Source organism: Klebsiella sp. WP8-S18-ESBL-06 (genome assembly GCF_014169755.1).
Taxonomy (GTDB): Bacteria; Pseudomonadota; Gammaproteobacteria; order Enterobacterales; family Enterobacteriaceae; genus Kluyvera; species Kluyvera ascorbata_B.
The window spans coordinates 917002-933070 of the sequence record NZ_AP022256.1; the positions used below are offsets into that span (position 1 = coordinate 917002).

Annotated in this window: 10 protein-coding genes; 4 read left to right on the top strand and 6 right to left on the bottom strand. The window is 55.9% G+C overall.

What is annotated here, in order from left to right; translation table 11 throughout:
* The first annotated feature begins 53 nt into the window (after positions 1–53).
* Entirely contained in the window at positions 54–974 is a 921-nt protein-coding gene (gene speB / locus H7R76_RS04470) for an agmatinase (protein WP_062772945.1), read from the top strand.
* 104 nt (positions 975–1078) lie between these two features.
* Here the strand turns inward: speB and H7R76_RS04475 are convergent, their stop codons facing one another.
* Positions 1079–2347, bottom strand: a complete 1269-nt coding sequence (locus H7R76_RS04475) for an OprD family porin (protein ID WP_106925721.1) — start codon at positions 2345–2347, stop codon at positions 1079–1081.
* 387 nt (positions 2348–2734) lie between these two features.
* Complete coding sequence (loiP, locus tag H7R76_RS04480) at positions 2735–3493, bottom strand: metalloprotease LoiP (RefSeq protein ID WP_182967051.1); 759 nt, start codon at positions 3491–3493, stop codon at positions 2735–2737.
* 268 nt (positions 3494–3761) lie between these two features.
* Between loiP and tkt the strand changes: the two genes are divergently transcribed.
* Positions 3762–5753 carry a transketolase gene (gene tkt / locus H7R76_RS04485; protein ID WP_106925725.1) on the top strand — a complete coding sequence of 664 codons (1992 nt, stop codon included), beginning with the start codon at positions 3762–3764 and terminating at the stop codon, positions 5751–5753.
* A 58-nt stretch (positions 5754–5811) separates the two neighbouring features.
* On the opposite strand, the gene H7R76_RS04490 is transcribed toward tkt, so the two are convergent.
* The 4 genes from H7R76_RS04490 to H7R76_RS04505 are packed head-to-tail and all read right to left on the bottom strand — an operon-like array spanning position 5812 to position 13251.
* Positions 5812–8409: a glycoside hydrolase family 38 N-terminal domain-containing protein gene (locus H7R76_RS04490; RefSeq protein ID WP_182967053.1), complete on the bottom strand. Its 2598-nt coding sequence runs from the start codon at positions 8407–8409 to the stop codon at positions 5812–5814.
* Positions 8406–10397, bottom strand: coding sequence for a DUF5054 domain-containing protein (locus H7R76_RS04495; protein WP_182967055.1), 1992 nt, complete (start codon positions 10395–10397; stop codon positions 8406–8408). Before H7R76_RS04495 ends, H7R76_RS04490 begins: the two co-directional genes overlap by 4 nt.
* 2 nt (positions 10398–10399) lie before the next feature.
* Complete coding sequence (locus H7R76_RS04500; protein WP_182967057.1) at positions 10400–11614, bottom strand: CehA/McbA family metallohydrolase; 1215 nt, start codon at positions 11612–11614, stop codon at positions 10400–10402.
* Positions 11614–13251 (bottom strand): PTS transporter subunit EIIC, encoded by a 1638-nt coding sequence (locus H7R76_RS04505; RefSeq protein WP_182967058.1) that lies wholly within the window; start codon positions 13249–13251, stop codon positions 11614–11616. Before H7R76_RS04505 ends, H7R76_RS04500 begins: the two co-directional genes overlap by 1 nt.
* 556 nt (positions 13252–13807) lie before the next feature.
* On the opposite strand from H7R76_RS04505, the gene epd reads away from it, so the two are divergent.
* Both epd and pgk read left to right on the top strand, forming a co-directional pair.
* Entirely contained in the window at positions 13808–14836 is a 1029-nt protein-coding gene (gene epd, locus H7R76_RS04510) for an erythrose-4-phosphate dehydrogenase (protein WP_106925737.1), read from the top strand.
* 39 nt (positions 14837–14875) lie between these two features.
* On the top strand, positions 14876–16039 hold the full coding sequence (pgk, locus tag H7R76_RS04515; protein WP_106925739.1) for a phosphoglycerate kinase: 1164 nt from the start codon (positions 14876–14878) through the stop codon (positions 16037–16039).
* Positions 16040–16069 lie beyond the last annotated feature (30 nt).

Sequence of the window (16069 nt, forward strand, 5' to 3'; positions counted from 1 at the left end):
CCTAACGACGCGGAGGGGATTTTTTTTACAGTGATTTTAAAAGAGGTCAGCACATGAGCACCTTAGGGCATCAGTACGATAACTCCCTGGTTTCCAACGCGTTCGGTTTTCTTCGCCTGCCGATGAACTTCATGCCGTACGACAGCGATGCGGATTGGGTCATCACCGGCGTGCCGTTTGATATGGCCACGTCGGGTCGTGCCGGCGGCCGTCACGGCCCGGCGGCGATTCGTCAGGTTTCGACTAACCTGGCTTGGGAGCATAACCGCTTCCCGTGGAACTTCGACATGCGCGAGCGCCTGAACGTGGTGGACTGCGGCGACCTGGTTTATGCCTTCGGTGACGCTCGTGAAATGAGTGAGAAGCTGCAGGCGCACGCGGAAAAACTGCTGGCGGCCGGTAAGCGTATGCTCTCCTTCGGCGGCGATCACTTCGTGACGTTGCCGCTGCTGCGCGCACATGCGAAGCACTTTGGCAAAATGGCGTTGGTGCACTTTGATGCCCACACCGACACCTACGCTAACGGCTGCGAGTTTGACCACGGCACCATGTTCTTCACCGCGCCGAACGAAGGTCTGATCGACCCGAACCACTCTGTACAGATTGGTATTCGTACCGAGTTCGACAAAGACAACGGCTTCACCGTGCTGGATGCGGGCCAGGTGAACGATCGCAGCGTGGACGATATCATCGCGCAGGTGAAGCAGATTGTTGGCGATATGCCGGTCTACCTGACCTTCGATATCGACTGCCTGGATCCGGCGTTTGCACCGGGTACCGGCACGCCGGTTATCGGCGGTCTGACCTCCGATCGTGCGATTAAACTGGTACGCGGACTGAAAGATCTGAACATCGTTGGCATGGACGTGGTGGAAGTGGCTCCGGCCTATGACCAGTCCGAGATTACCGCGCTGGCCGCGGCGACGCTGGCGCTGGAAATGCTCTATATCCAGGCGGCGAAAAAAGGCGAGTAAGGCGGTGTTTGTGCCGGATGGCGGCTAACGCCTTATCCGGCCTACGGAACCCTTCACGGTAGGCCGGATAAGGCGTTAGCCGCCATCCGGCGGTCTTACAATAGTTAGAATGCGTTAAACGGATACTCGACGTACACGCGCACTTCATTCCCGCTGACGTTATAGTCGCTGGCGTTGCTGGACACACGCAGCACCGAGTAGCGCACTTTAAACTTCAGATCTTTTGCCGGGCCGTCCTGAACCTGGTACTGCACCTGGTTAAACCACTCGTGCTCTTTACCGTTATTGGTCTCAGCCGTCTTGATGTTATCGCCGCGAACGTAAGCGGTGGTCCAGCTCAGACCCGGCAGGCCGAGGCCGCCGAAGTCCAGGCCGTAGGATGCCTGCCATGAGCGCTCATCTTCGCCGTTAAAATCAGACCAGTAGGAGTTCGCCAGCCAGATGGTGTTGCCGCCATCGCCGACGCCGCCACGGTTCTGATAGCCGCCGTAGTTATAGCCGGTGCTGCCGCTGCTCTGCTGGTAGGCGATCTTGAAGGTATGAATATCCCAGATGTAGCTGGTCGCCAGGCTCCAGATGCTGTTGCTGCGTCCGGTGTTCAGCGAGTCGGCGTATTCCTGCTCCAGGCGTGAGTTATAGCCGTTAAAGTCGAAGACCAGTTTTTGTTTTTCGCTCAACGGCTGCGCGTAGTTCAGGCCGAGATACTGCTTGTTCAGGACATCTTCCACGTGAGACGCGTACAGCGCGCCGCTCAGTTGGTCGTTGAACTGATAGCTGGCACCGCCGAAGGTGATGCTTTTCAGACCGCTGTTGTGGCTGTCGTCGCTTTTACGCTGTTCGTCGGTAAAGTAACCGGCGTTAACTTCCAGACCGGCGATCTCTTTTGAGGTCAGCATCGTCCCGGTGTAGGTTTCATACAGCAGGCGCGAGTCGTCGGCGTAGAGAATGGGCAGCGTCGGGCGCTGGTTACCGTAGCTCAGCACGGTGTTAGAAAAACGCATTTTGGCGGTTGCGCCAAATTTGGCCAGATCGGATTTCGCGCGACCGTCGTTATCCTGCGCAAAGAAGTCAATACCACCCGCGCCGCTGTTGCCACGCCCGCCGTCAAGACGCACGCCGTACTGGGCGATGCCGTCTACGCCAAAGCCGATTGGGCCCTGGGTAAAGCCGGACTGGAAGGTCGCAATAACGCCCTGACCCCATTCGCTTTTATCGTGCAGGCCATCGCGGTAATCGCGTTTGATATAGGCGTTACGTAAAAAGATATCCAGATGACTGTCGTCAATAAAACCCTGGCTGTCAGATTGCTGGCTAGCGAAAGCCGGCGCAGAGGCAATAATACTTAAGGCAACTAATGTTAATTTCTTTTTCACGGAGGGAACTTCTCTGTTTATAAACTGTCAAATTGTATTGTTACAATTTTATAGTCGCCTGAATAAGCCGCAAAAGCAATCATTGTATTAATAGGTTTTGGGTCTTTTTTGTTGAGCGGCAGCCGTCGCGGCTGGGCTGGTGGGCAAGGTATAGACTAATTAAAAATACGGCAAATGGCCTTTGTGAAAGATAAATAATATATCGCCGTGTTTGTTTCTAGTATAAATGTTTGGTCTGTTGCGCGATGCGTTATATATTCATCCTGGTTGACATCTGAACATATTTAACAGTTTGTGCGCTTAAGTTATCAATTGGTGCCGTTAAGTCAGTTATTCTATTTTTATCTTATTTATTCCGGGAGGCAAAATTACCCCCCGGAAAAATGATTATTTAATGCCGTCAGCCTGGAGACGGTCGCGGATGTGCTGCGCGCGTTCCTGGGTTGCCGGGTGATCATCGAACATCGAGCTTTGGCGGCCGTCTTCCAGCTTAGACAGCTTGTCGAAGCTGGTCGCTAGCCCGGTGGGGTTAATGCCGCGTTTGCGCAGCAAATCATAGGAGTAGTCGTCTGCCTCTGACTCCTGACGCTGTGAGAACTGCGAGTTCACCAGCTTCTCGCCGAGATCGCCCAGCTGCGATTGCGACAGGCTGCCGACGATACCGCCCGCTGAGGCCGCCGCCGCGCGTAGCGCGTTGGTGCCAATGGCAACCTGCATGCCTTTCTTAACGTGGCCGAGCGCAACGTGGCCCATTTCATGGCCGATCACCGCTTCGACTTCGTTGTCGTTCATTAAGTCCATCAGGCCGCTATAGACGCGAATACAGCCGTTAGCCATGGCAAAGGCGTTGACGTCTTTCGCGACGTAGACTTTGTAGTTCACCGGCTGGCCGTTAATGTTATCGCCCAGCGCCGCGGCGATTTTATTCAACCGTTGGGTATAAGCGCTATCGGCCGGGGCAATGGTCGCTTTACTGTCCATATCTTTACAGGCCTGGTCACTCAAGGCTTGTACCTGTTGATCGCTCAGGGTGAACGCCTGCAGTGCGCCGGAGCCGGAGTTTAATAAGCCATTAGAATCCATATTCTGGCAGCCGCTAAGCAGTAAGGTTGCGCCAAAAGCCAGAACCATCGCCCGTTTTTTCATAAGATTGCTTCCAAAGTCGTTTATCGGAAAATGCCCTGGAATTGCGACGCCAGAGTGAGGCTAAGTATAAAGAATATCGCGAGTTGTGGGCGAGGAGATTACATCTTCTTAACCCCGCTTCCAGAGATTTCTGAATACGCAAAAGGATGCTCCATGTACATGCTTTGTCGCATAGGTTACATTGTTGGCACTTTTTTCTGGCATAGCCCGTAACGTGCGCGCCTCGTGGCGTTAGGGTTGGCCTTCAACAGTCCGAACTGGAGTCAAAATGTCCTCACGTAAAGAGCTTGCTAATGCTATTCGTGCGCTGAGCATGGACGCAGTACAGAAAGCCAAATCCGGTCACCCGGGTGCCCCGATGGGTATGGCTGACATTGCCGAAGTCCTGTGGCGTGATTTTATGAACCATAACCCACAAAATCCGTCCTGGGCTGACCGTGACCGCTTTGTGCTGTCTAACGGCCACGGCTCCATGCTGATCTACAGCCTGCTGCACCTCACCGGTTACGATCTGCCGATGGAAGAGCTGAAAAACTTCCGTCAGCTGCACTCCAAAACGCCGGGTCACCCGGAAGTTGGCTACACCGCTGGCGTTGAGACCACCACCGGTCCGCTGGGGCAGGGTATTGCAAACGCCGTAGGTATGGCTATTGCAGAAAAAACGCTGGCGGCGCAGTTCAACCGCCCGGGTCACGACATCGTTGACCACTTCACCTATGCATTCATGGGCGATGGCTGCATGATGGAAGGCATTTCTCACGAAGTGTGCTCCCTGGCCGGTACCCTGAAGCTGGGTAAACTGATTGCCTTCTATGATGACAACGGTATCTCCATCGACGGCCACGTTGAAGGCTGGTTCACCGATGACACCGCGAAGCGTTTCGAAGCCTACCACTGGCACGTGATCCGCGATATCGACGGTCACGATGCTGAAGCGATTAAACGTGCGGTAGAAGAAGCGCGTAAAGTCACCGACAAACCGTCGCTGCTGATGTGCAAAACCGTTATCGGCTTCGGTTCACCGAACAAAGCAGGTACGCACGACTCTCACGGTGCCCCGCTGGGCGAAGCCGAAGTGGCGCTGACCCGTGAAGCGCTGGGTTGGAAATACGCGCCGTTTGAAATCCCGGCTGACATCTACGCGCAGTGGGATGCCAAAGAAGCAGGCAAAGCGAAAGAAGCCGCCTGGAACGACAAGTTTGCTGCCTATGCGAAAGCATTCCCTCAGGAAGCGGCTGAGTTCACCCGTCGTATGAAAGGCGATATGCCGTCTGATTTCGATGCGAAAGCGAATGAGTTCATCGCTAAGCTGCAGGCTAACCCGGCGAAAATCGCCAGCCGTAAAGCTTCTCAGAACGCAATCGAAGCCTTTGGCCATCTGCTGCCTGAATTCCTCGGCGGCTCTGCTGACCTGGCACCGTCTAACCTGACCATCTGGTCTGGTTCAAAAGCGATCAACGAAGATACCGCAGGCAACTACATTCACTACGGCGTGCGTGAGTTTGGTATGACCGCAATCGCGAACGGTATCGCGCTGCACGGTGGTTTCCTGCCGTACACCTCTACCTTCCTGATGTTCGTTGAGTACGCGCGTAACGCCGTGCGTATGGCAGCGCTGATGAAACAGCGTCAGGTTATGGTCTACACCCACGACTCTATCGGTCTGGGCGAAGACGGCCCGACGCACCAGCCGGTAGAGCAGATTGCTTCCCTGCGCGTGACGCCGAACATGAGCACATGGCGTCCGTGTGACCAGGTTGAGTCCGCGATTGCGTGGAAATACGGCGTTGAGCGTCATGACGGCCCGACCGCGCTGATCCTCTCCCGTCAGAACCTGGCGCAGCAGGAACGTACTGAAGCGCAGCTGGCTAACGTGGCGCGCGGCGGCTACGTGCTGAAAGATTGTGACGGTCAGCCTGAACTGATCTTCATCGCGACCGGTTCTGAAGTTGAGCTGGCGGTTGCGGCGTATGAAAAACTGACCGCTGAAGGCGTGAAGGCGCGCGTGGTTTCCATGCCGTCTACCGACGCGTTCGACAAGCAGGATGCGGCTTACCGTGAATCCGTGCTGCCGAAAGCCGTGAGTGCACGCGTCGCTATCGAAGCGGGCATCGCCGACTACTGGTTTAAATACGTGGGCCTGAACGGCGCTATCGTGGGCATGACCACCTTCGGTGAGTCTGCGCCAGCAGAGCAGCTGTTCGAAGAGTTTGGCTTCACCGTGGATAACGTGGTTGCGAAGGCGAAAGGCCTGCTGTAATCCGTTGCTCCTGAGTAAAAAGGCCGCGAAAGCGGCCTTTTTTTATGGCGTGGGGATATCAGACCGGCCTATCGTGAGCCAGCTGGCTGAGGTCAAGCGTCAGATGATCGTTGCCCCGTAAAACCGCTTTCTCTATTTTTTCTCCCAGCGCGTTACAGACATAACCGCGCCAGTCTTCCGGTATGGTCAGGGCTTCTGACGATGGGTTATACAGCCGCACCAACGTTTTGCCGTACAGCACGTCAACGCCGCTGATTACCCAGCCCTGGGGCAAATGGCTCAGCAGCTGGCGGTGGGCAATGTCCCGTTCGGGAATAAATACATCAAAATTATCTAAGCGCTGAAGACCCGTTCGATCGTGCTGCCATTGCCACAGTCGCCCCGGCGCGCTGAAGCGCTGTTCGCGTACCGCCAGCTGCGCCGGGGAATGCGTGCCGAGACACAGCGCAAAGTGAAAGCTCAGCTCGCCGGGGAGATGACCTTCCGGTGTAGCCTGGCGCTGCCCGGAGGCGCGCCCAGGGCGATACAGCAGATCGTCTTTACCAAGCTGGCCGACGCCGCGAAACAGCGTCAGGCGAAGCTGTTGCCCCTGATAGGCGTACTCTTTCAGGCCGCGGGCGAAAACGTGAAAATCGGCGTGTGGGCTCAGCCGGTGCATAAAGGGTTCGCTATCAACCGGGCGCTCCGCATAGCCTGTGCTATCGGCAATCTGCTGATTGGTGCGCGTGAGCGTGCCAAACGGCACGTCGGCGCACACCGCGGCGATGGTTTGCCCGGTATTGAACAGCAGCTGCATACGGTGCTCGCGTACCGTGTTTTCGATAGTCAGCTCGCCGTGCAGCATATCGTCTTCAAGGGTCAGCGTCAGTGCGACGTTAACGACGCGCAGGCGATCGCTACGCGCCCGTCGGTCGTCATTAATCCCTTCCGGCAGCCGCAGCGCGGCGTGCAGGCGCAGAGACTGTTGCCACGGATGCTGCTGAACCTCGCTGAGGGTGAAGTGCGAGAAGAGCAGCCCGCTATCGCCGGGCAGGGGCGAAAAGTCGTAGAGATCGCCATCGTCGCTGATATCGCGCAGTTGCAGCAGCGGCGTTAGCCTGCGGCCGGTGTTTTTCTCCAACAGCTGTAGCTGGTTGTCCCGCAGGCTCAGGTGATAGTGCGCATTTTCGATCGCCAGCGCTTCAGGGCAGGAGAGGGGAAAGAGCATCGGCCGCTGGCTGGGGGCGACGTAAAAGAGCGCGAAGCCCAGCGGTGGCACCGGTACGTTGAGCAGGTCGACGATGTTTTCGTAGTACCAGCACTGTTGTTCTGTCTCGACCTCGCCATCCGGCGTCAGCAGAACATGGCGCGGTAGTTGAACCTGGCGCTGTCGATGAACCACGACGCGTATCGGTTCGCCATTCTCACCGATGAGCGCAAATTGGGCCGTGGGGGTAATAAGCGTCTGTTGGCGGACGTCGATGGCGGGGCTGCTGGTCCCGTTGAGTACCAGAAAGCGATAGGGCGTTTGGATCTCAAGATTCGCCAGAAGCTGACGAGCGTGGAGGCTGAATATTGCCTCGCCGATTTGCTGTGCCTGACGGCAACGGTGCAGCACGTCGCGGTTGGTTTCATCGCTGTTGCAGCCGCCCATGCTGTCGTGGGCGTGCGACTCGAGTAGCCAGCGCCACGCCTGCTCCAGCATCTCTTCACCTTCGCTAAAGCCGTTACGCCGTGCCAGCGCCAGCATGGGCTCTGCCAGCCGGGTGAGGCACCTTTCCGCATCTGCATTGGCTTTTTTAATGTCGTAACGCGAAGAACCAATGCTTTTGTGTACCCGGGAAAGGCGCGGCGTACGAAACTCACCGCGCCAGCGTGGCAGCGTCTGACTGGCCAGCGTGGCGAAGTAACGTTCATAGCTGCTGACCTCCCAGCGGTCTTCGCTAAGCGCGTTAACGGCGGCGATAAGCCGGTCGAAGTCAGCATCGCAGCTGACCTGATCGCCGCCGATCGGGCAGAGGAGATCCGGCGACGCCGACAGCGCCTTCATGCGGGTAATGAGTGGGAACGTTTCTTCGTCGAAATGCGCGGGGCGGAAGTTGCGCCAGCGGCCACCGCGTTCGGGGTGGGCAAGCGAGTAGCCAAAGGGCGTTATCACGGTGGTGGCGCAATCACCGTTCAGCGCCTCCCAGCACAGCTCCGTTGGCCCCATCAGTTGCGGATCGTAACCGCGGCGCAGCAGGATATGCCGCAGCCCGAACGCGCGGGCAATCTGCGGCAACTGGGCGTGGCTGCCAAAGGTGTCCGGCAGGTACAGCACCGACATGCAGTAGCCTGCTTCACGCGCGTGGTGGATGCCGATGCGCAGGTTACGAAACATCGATTCCGTGGCGATGTTAAACAGATCCGGCTGGGTGTACCACGGGCCGATCAGCAGCCGTTTTTGCTGAACGAGCCTGCCCGCTCGCTCGGCCATTTTGGGTTTAAGGCGAATAAAATCATCAAAGATTGAGCTCTGGCCATCAAGATGGAAAACGAAGCGGGGGTTGTTTTCCAGCGCTTCAATGAGCTCGCTGAAGGCTTTGAGCGCGAAAAGCTGGGTGTCGAGCGTGGAGAAATACCATTCGCGATCCCAATGGGTATGCGAGACGGCGTGGATGGTGCGGACGTCGTTCATTGCGCCTCCCCTTTGTCTTTAAAATAGACGCGGTACTCCGCGTGAATATCGTCGTCGTACCACATCGGGAAGTTGGTGCCCCAGATGTTGTTATAGAGCTGCCCGTAGAGGCTGACGCGTGAAGCGGTCGGCTCGCCAAAGCAAAGAATCTTCGGCTGGTATAGCGCCAGCAGCGGCGCGTCGAGAGGCTCCAGCGTCCACTGTTCGGTGCGCGCAAACTCTACCGCGTGCAGGTTGGCGTTGCCGTTTCTGACCACGTTAAACCAGTCGGTGGGGTAGCCCAGTTTCTGGCACATGCTCTGGCCCACGTTGGCCAGCCCCAGCTGTAGCCAGATTTCCTCCGCCAGGCGGTTGGCCTGTTTCCCGCGGATGCTGACCCGCAGCGACAGTGCGCGGCGGACCTTGCTAAAGCCGTATTCCAGAACGATCTCTTCAGGCAGCCGTAATTCAATGCCGGGCGCGTCGTCGGGCCGGACGGTGGCCTGCACGTACCAGGCATTCAGCTCGCCGCGAAAGCGCACCTGCTTAAGTGCAAAGTTGACCTGTTGAGTGGTGACCGGACGTGGGGTGAGCTCCAGACCGGGTCGGGTGAAGTCAGAGAGCGCCCATGGGGCGGTGGTATCGAGATTTTGCAGGTAGCGGTCGCGAAAATGGTCATACTCCTGCGGCCCGACCTGCCGATAGATCAGGCGGGCAAACGGGGCGTCGAGCATCGGCTTGCCGTCAACGTTGAGCGACGACAGGCTGCCGTCATTCGCCAGGGCAAAGTCGTAGTCACCGAAGGTGAACTGACGCAGTTCGGTTGCCATCCCTTTGGCGACGATAGGGCCTGCTCCGGCGATGTCACACAGCGGCGCGGGGAGATGTGCGCAGGCGCTATCGAGATAGCGTCGCTGTTCTTCCCACGACCGTGCAAAGTGACCATAGCTGCGGGTGGCCTGGTGGGGAGACTGCGCAATAAACTGACTCAGCGATGCATATTTTTCCGGCACCGGGGCGTGAATGCTGTCCGCGGCGCGCGCGGCGCTGAACGCTTCTGGCAGGTAATGACAGTAATCGGGAAGATGCAGTTTGAGATCCATTCCCCAGGTATGTTCCGGCACCATCAGAAGGGCATCAAGGGCCTCAGGCGGGCAGGCAATTTCCTGCTGCAGACGGCGGCTTAAACGGCGATAGCGGCTGACTTTCCCCGGGTCGCTGGCCAGCCCGTGGTTCCAGGTATCGCCGATTTCAGCATCGATGATCGGCAGAGTCGGGCGGAGGGTTTCCACGCGGGCGGCGAACGCGTCCAGCGTTGAAGCACTGACCTGTGCTTCGGGATAACGCTGGCGGTAGCGTTCAATGAGCTGCATGACGTCGGCTGCCGTCGGCGGTGAACAGTTATCTTCGGCGTGACAAAAGACCAGCAGCTCGTCCAGCGCTTCACACCAGGTTTCGTTGCCGTAGCCGCCGAAAGAGTAGTTGACGACGATGTCGCGCTGGCCGTATTTCCAGATAAACAGCGACGGGACATCCGGTGGGCAGGAGGCCGCATTCACGCCAATATGCAGGTAGCGCAGCCCGGCGTCGGCTAGCCATGGCACGATAGCCTGCGGGTGACCCGGGACGTCGGTCATTTTCGCGGCAATCGTCCGGCGCTGGAAACGCGCGTCCAGCGCCTGGCTATAGGAGAGCGCGTGGCGCATCAGCGTGGGCGTCAACAGCTCGCTGTGGGTGGTAAACGGCAGACCGTGCCAGACGATGTTGCCAGCCGCTATTGCCTCGCAAAGCCTGGCCTGATCCTCGGGAGCCGCGCGCTGCAGGTAGCGGTGGATAAGCCAGGAACCGCAGGTCCAGATAAAATTTTTCTCTGCTCCGACGTTCACCTCGCGGGCAAGCGCTATCACTGCCGGAATAAACTCCGTCAGGTATTTATCTTCAATTGTCTGGGCATAATCGGTGAAGCCGATATCGAGATGCGTTTTATAAATAATATGCACGCGCTGCATGTTCACTCCCTGAAAATGGGGTTGCTAATCAGTTGGGCGCGGGAGCCATCGTTCACCCGTAAAAAGGCAAAGCGGCTGTTGGCCCAGTGAATGTCCCGTTGTACTACGCCGCTGCGGTGCGGCAATTCAATCACCTGCTTCTCGGTATAGAGCAGCACCTGGTGGTGGGCTGGCACGTTGAGATCGACATGCAGTGCCGGGCTTACGGTCGTGTCCCCGGCCCCGGCGTCTCCGGCGGCAAAACGCCGCAGCCGAATATCATCGTGGCTCTGCATATAGCTGCGACCGCTGGCGATGGCATGCAGAATGTCGCGGCGTTCAGCGCTGCGGCTGTGCACGGCAAGAGTAGGCAGCGTCAGCGATTTTTCTTTGTGGAAATCGCTGCCGGCAGTAACGGCAATGTTCTGCCCCAGGCGCAGCTGCTGTAGCCAGTACTGAAACGTGGCTTCGTTATGGGTCGTTGCCTCCCAGGGGCCGTTCCACAATTCAAGCCAGTCGAAATTGATAAAGGGCAGCAGCCATGGGCAGTGCTGGCAGAACGGATGATTAATGCCAATCCAGGCGCCGTTGCTGCGAGCTTCGGCCATCTTCTGTGCGATCTCCGCTGCGCTGAAGCTGGGCAGAAAACTGTGCACAGGCTGAGCAACGCCGAGAAAGTTGACGTGCCCGAGCTGGGTGGTGAGCTCCATACCGGGAATCAGGCATTGTGGTACGTTGATGCCGTCGATCTCCCGGTTTTGCGTCATGGTGTTATGGTCGGTAAAGCAGAGAAAATCGTGATTAAGTGAGCGAGCTCTGGCGATCAGCGCTGCTATGCTTAGCTTGCCGTCGCTGTGCTCGGAGTGCATATGTGTATCCCCGCGCAGCCAGCGTAGCGCCTTGTTGTAGCGCACGATCTCGACCTGAATGCGGCACACGGTCGTGATTTTATGCAGCCCCAGCAGCACGTATCCTTTACCTCGGGGCAACGCGCCTCGCCGGTAGCCGGGCGTGGCGAAGTTTTCGCTGACCGCAATGTGTTGCCGCGCTCCGCCACTCCAGCCGAGGGTTTCTTCACCGATTTTTAGTCCTAAATCGACCACGTTACCGTCGTTGACGCGGTAGCTGATTTCCAGTCGTTCAACGTCGAGCCCGGGATCGAACGGCAGCGCGATAAGCCGTTTTTGTTCGTAGGGATGTGCGACGTACTCAATATGCTCCGTTGAGAGGTTATCCATTAGTCCTCCTCAAGCAGTTCTTTACAGTCACCGGCAATCATCACCACTTCGGTGCCGTAGATAATTTGCCAGCCGGTTTCGCCGACGCGCACGACGCCTTTGGCGCGCAGGGTTTTCTTCCACACGTCATCGTCTGCGACGCGTGAAGGATCGATCACCTCGACGCGTAGCCGGGAAATACAGTTATCGAACTGAGCAATATTTTCTTTGCCGCCGAAAGCGGCAATAATTTGCATGGAAAATTCATCGCTCGGTGCTTTAACCGGGGATGCTGCGCTTTTACTTTTAAAATCCTGTTTGCTGAAAAGCTTCACGTTATCACCGCTGGTAACTTCTTCTTCACGGCCCGGGGTCATCACGTTAAAACGAGTAATTAAATAACGGAATAGCGCATAGTAGACGACAAAAAAGAGAGGGGTTAACCAGAGATATCCCCACAGGTTTAATTTATTGGGCTGAAGCAATACCGGCAGAATATCTTTCAGGCAGCCGCCGTAGACAGAAACGTTAGCCATTTCCGTTAAAACGAAAATTAAACCAGTGAGCGGTACGTGGACCAGATAAAAAAGCCAGGGGGCGACAAACAGGAAGGTATATTCGATAGGTTCCGTTACGCCAAATAGTATCATCGTTGCCACCACCGGCAGCAGAAGGCCCGCAACGACCTTTTTATGCTGAGAGCGGGAGCAGTGGTACATGGCAAGCGCGGCTCCCGGCAACGCGCCGAAGTGGGTGACGACGCGTCCGGACTGGAAGCCGCGCACCAGCAGCTCTTGCGTGTCGCTACAGCCCAACTGGGCCATATAGATGTTGGTGGTACCGCTGACCAGATTGCCGCACACTTCCATTGAACCGCCGAGCTCGGTCAGGCGAATGGGGGTTGTGATCAGGTGGTGCAGGCCTACCGGCAGCAGCGATTTATCGGCCACTGCCCAGAGGAAGGTGCCAAATAAACCGGAATCACCGATGAGCTTACTGAACTGCGCCAGCATCCAGCCGATAGGCGGCCAGATGAGATAGAGCGCTGACCCCATCAGCGCACCGACGACGAGCGTGACGATAGGCACGGTGCGCGTACCGGCGAAGAAGGAGAGCACCATCGGTAGCTTTACGTTGTAAAGTCGGTTATGCAGCCAGGCAGTCACAAGACCGACCGCCATGCCGCCAAAGACGCTCATGCGGTAGGTGAACATGCCTAATTCGGTGGTATAGATAGAGGCTTCTTGCACCGCGGCGACCGGGTCGAGGTGGCGCTGATTGATAAACCAACTGGCCGTCGTCGTTTGTTCACTAAGACCATGAAGCGTAAGTAATGTGCTGAGGATGAAATGCATCGACATAAAGCAAACGGCGCCGGAAAAGGCGGCCCAGCCTTTCTCTTTTTTTGCCAGACCAAAGGCGACGCCGATCGAGAAGAACAGCGGTAAATTGCGAAATACCACGTCCCCCGTCGCCTTCATTACGCTGAACGTGATAAACCATAGTGATTCTTGATTAAATAAAGCGCCGAGATGTAATGCCTCCAGCGTTTCTTTATTCGTCAATGCACTGCCGAATCCCATAAACATGGAACCAATAGTAATAATTGATATGGGGACCAGCATTGCTTGCCCAATCATTTGCATTTGCTGCTTCATAAATCATCCTTGTGAATATTTAAACCGGAATGATGGCGATAATTGTGGGTGAATAATGAAATTCGTCATTAGCGTCAGAAATATTTCTTTAATGCATATATTTTCGGTTGATATATTTTTGTGATATTTATTAATTAAAGCGTATGCTTATTTTTCGGGCGTTTTTATATTGGCTGGTGAGTGTATCATTACGAAAAGAGGATTCTGTGACTCGCACAGCGATAAAGTCATCTTTAGCTAATAATATTAGCCTGGTGCGGTTGAGGTTGATTGCCGACGCCGGTTACAGAGAAGGGGGATAAGCGAAGGGCGGCATGGAATTTCTCCGCAGATTATTCCTGTAAAAATGTGATGTATGTCAGATTACTGGCGCGTTTGTCTGGACAAACATTCCTTTTATTCCATATTTCGCTTATTCTAGCTGAAGCGTTTCAGTCGATGAATTGTTCGACATTTAACCATTCAGTCACGGTTTGTGGCGGGTAAGGTTTCCCTGAACGTGCGGCTGCATTACTCTGTTTGCCACTTAGCGTCGGGACAACCTTGCAGGAGACCTATGAGCGTACGCGTAGCGATTAACGGCTTCGGCCGCATTGGACGTAATGTGGTTCGTGCTTTGTATGAATCCGGACGCCGTGCGGAAATCACCGTGGTGGCCATCAACGAACTGGCCGATGCCGCTGGCATCGCGCATTTGTTGAAATATGACACCAGCCACGGGCGCTTCGCCTGGGATGTTCGCCAGGAGCGCGAGCAGCTGTTTGTCGGCGATGATGCTATCCGTCTTTTGCACGAGCGCTCTATTGACGCGCTCCCCTGGCGTGAACTGTCGGTTGATGTGGTGCTCGACTGTACCGGCGTATACGGTAGCCGTGCAGACGGTGAAGCGCATATCGCCGCAGGCGCAAAGAAGGTGCTCTTTTCACATCCTGGCAGCAACGATCTCGACGCAACCGTCGTCTATGGGGTCAATCAGCATGAGCTGCGTGCGGAACATCGTATTGTGTCCAACGCCTCCTGTACCACGAACTGCATCATTCCCGTCATCAAATTGCTGGATGATGCCTACGGCATTGAGTCCGGAACGGTGACAACCATTCATTCTGCGATGCACGACCAGCAGGTGATTGATGCTTATCATCCCGACCTCCGTCGCACGCGCGCGGCGAGCCAGTCTATCATTCCGGTTGATACCAAACTTGCAGCGGGCATCGCCCGTATTTTTCCGCAGTTCAGTGACCGATTTGAGGCGATTGCGGTGCGCGTACCGACCATTAACGTGACGGCAATTGACCTGAGCGTGACGGTGAAAAAACCTGTAAAAGCAAGTGAAGTCAACCAGTTGCTGCAAAAAGCAGCACAGGGTGCATTTCATGGTATAGTTGACTATACGGAATTACCGTTGGTCTCAACTGATTTTAACCACGATCCGCACAGCGCCATCGTCGATGGCACGCAGACGCGGGTGAGTGGAGCGCATCTGATCAAAACGCTGGTCTGGTGTGATAACGAATGGGGCTTTGCTAACCGAATGCTCGACACCACGTTAGCAATGGCCGCTATTGGTTTCAGGCTCGACGCTTGAGCGTCGACAAAACTTTAAGTATCAACGAGAGGATTCACCATGTCTGTAATTAAGATGACCGATCTGGATCTGGCTGGTAAACGCGTTTTCATCCGTGCGGACCTGAACGTACCAGTTAAAGAAGGGAAAGTAACCAGCGACGCACGTATCCGTGCTTCACTGCCAACTATCGAGCTGGCGCTGAAACAGGGTGCGAAAGTGATGGTGACTTCTCACCTGGGTCGTCCGACCGAAGGCGAGTACAACGAAGAATTCTCTCTGCTGCCGGTTGTTAATTACCTGAAAGACAAACTGTCTGCTCCGGTTCGTCTGGTTAAAGATTATCTGGACGGCGTTGAAGTTGCTGCCGGTGAGCTGGTTGTTCTGGAAAACGTTCGCTTCAACAAAGGCGAGAAGAAAGACGACGAAGCGCTGTCCAAAAAATACGCTGCACTGTGCGACGTGTTTGTAATGGATGCATTCGGTACTGCACACCGTGCACAGGCTTCCACCCACGGTATCGGCAAATTTGCTGACGTTGCGTGCGCAGGCCCGCTGCTGGCAGCAGAACTGGACGCGCTGGGTAAAGCACTGAAAGAACCAGCTCGCCCGATGGTGGCTATCGTTGGTGGTTCTAAAGTTTCTACCAAACTGACCGTTCTGGACTCTCTGTCTAAAATCGCTGACCAGCTGATCGTGGGCGGTGGTATCGCGAACACCTTCGTTGCTGCGCAAGGCCACAACGTCGGTAAATCCCTGTACGAAGCTGACCTGGTTGATGAAGCTAAGCGTCTGCTGACCACCTGTGACATCCCGGTTCCGACCGACGTTCGCGTAGCGACCGAGTTCTCTGAAACCGCGACCGCAACCCTGAAATCTGTCAACGACATCAAAGATGACGAGCAGATTCTGGACCTGGGCGACGCGTCCGCTGAGAAACTGGCTGAAATCCTGAAAAACGCGAAAACTATCCTGTGGAATGGCCCGGTAGGCGTGTTCGAATTCCCGAACTTCCGCAAAGGGACTGAAATCGTGGCTAACGCAATCGCAGACAGCGACGCGTTCTCCATCGCAGGCGGCGGCGACACCCTGGCTGCAATCGACCTGTTCGGTATCGCTGACAAAATTTCCTACATCTCCACTGGTGGCGGCGCATTCCTCGAATTCGTGGAAGGTAAAGTACTGCCAGCAGTAGCAATGCTCGAAGAGCGCGCTAAGAAGTAAGTCATTCAAGGGCAGGGAAACCTGCCCAAT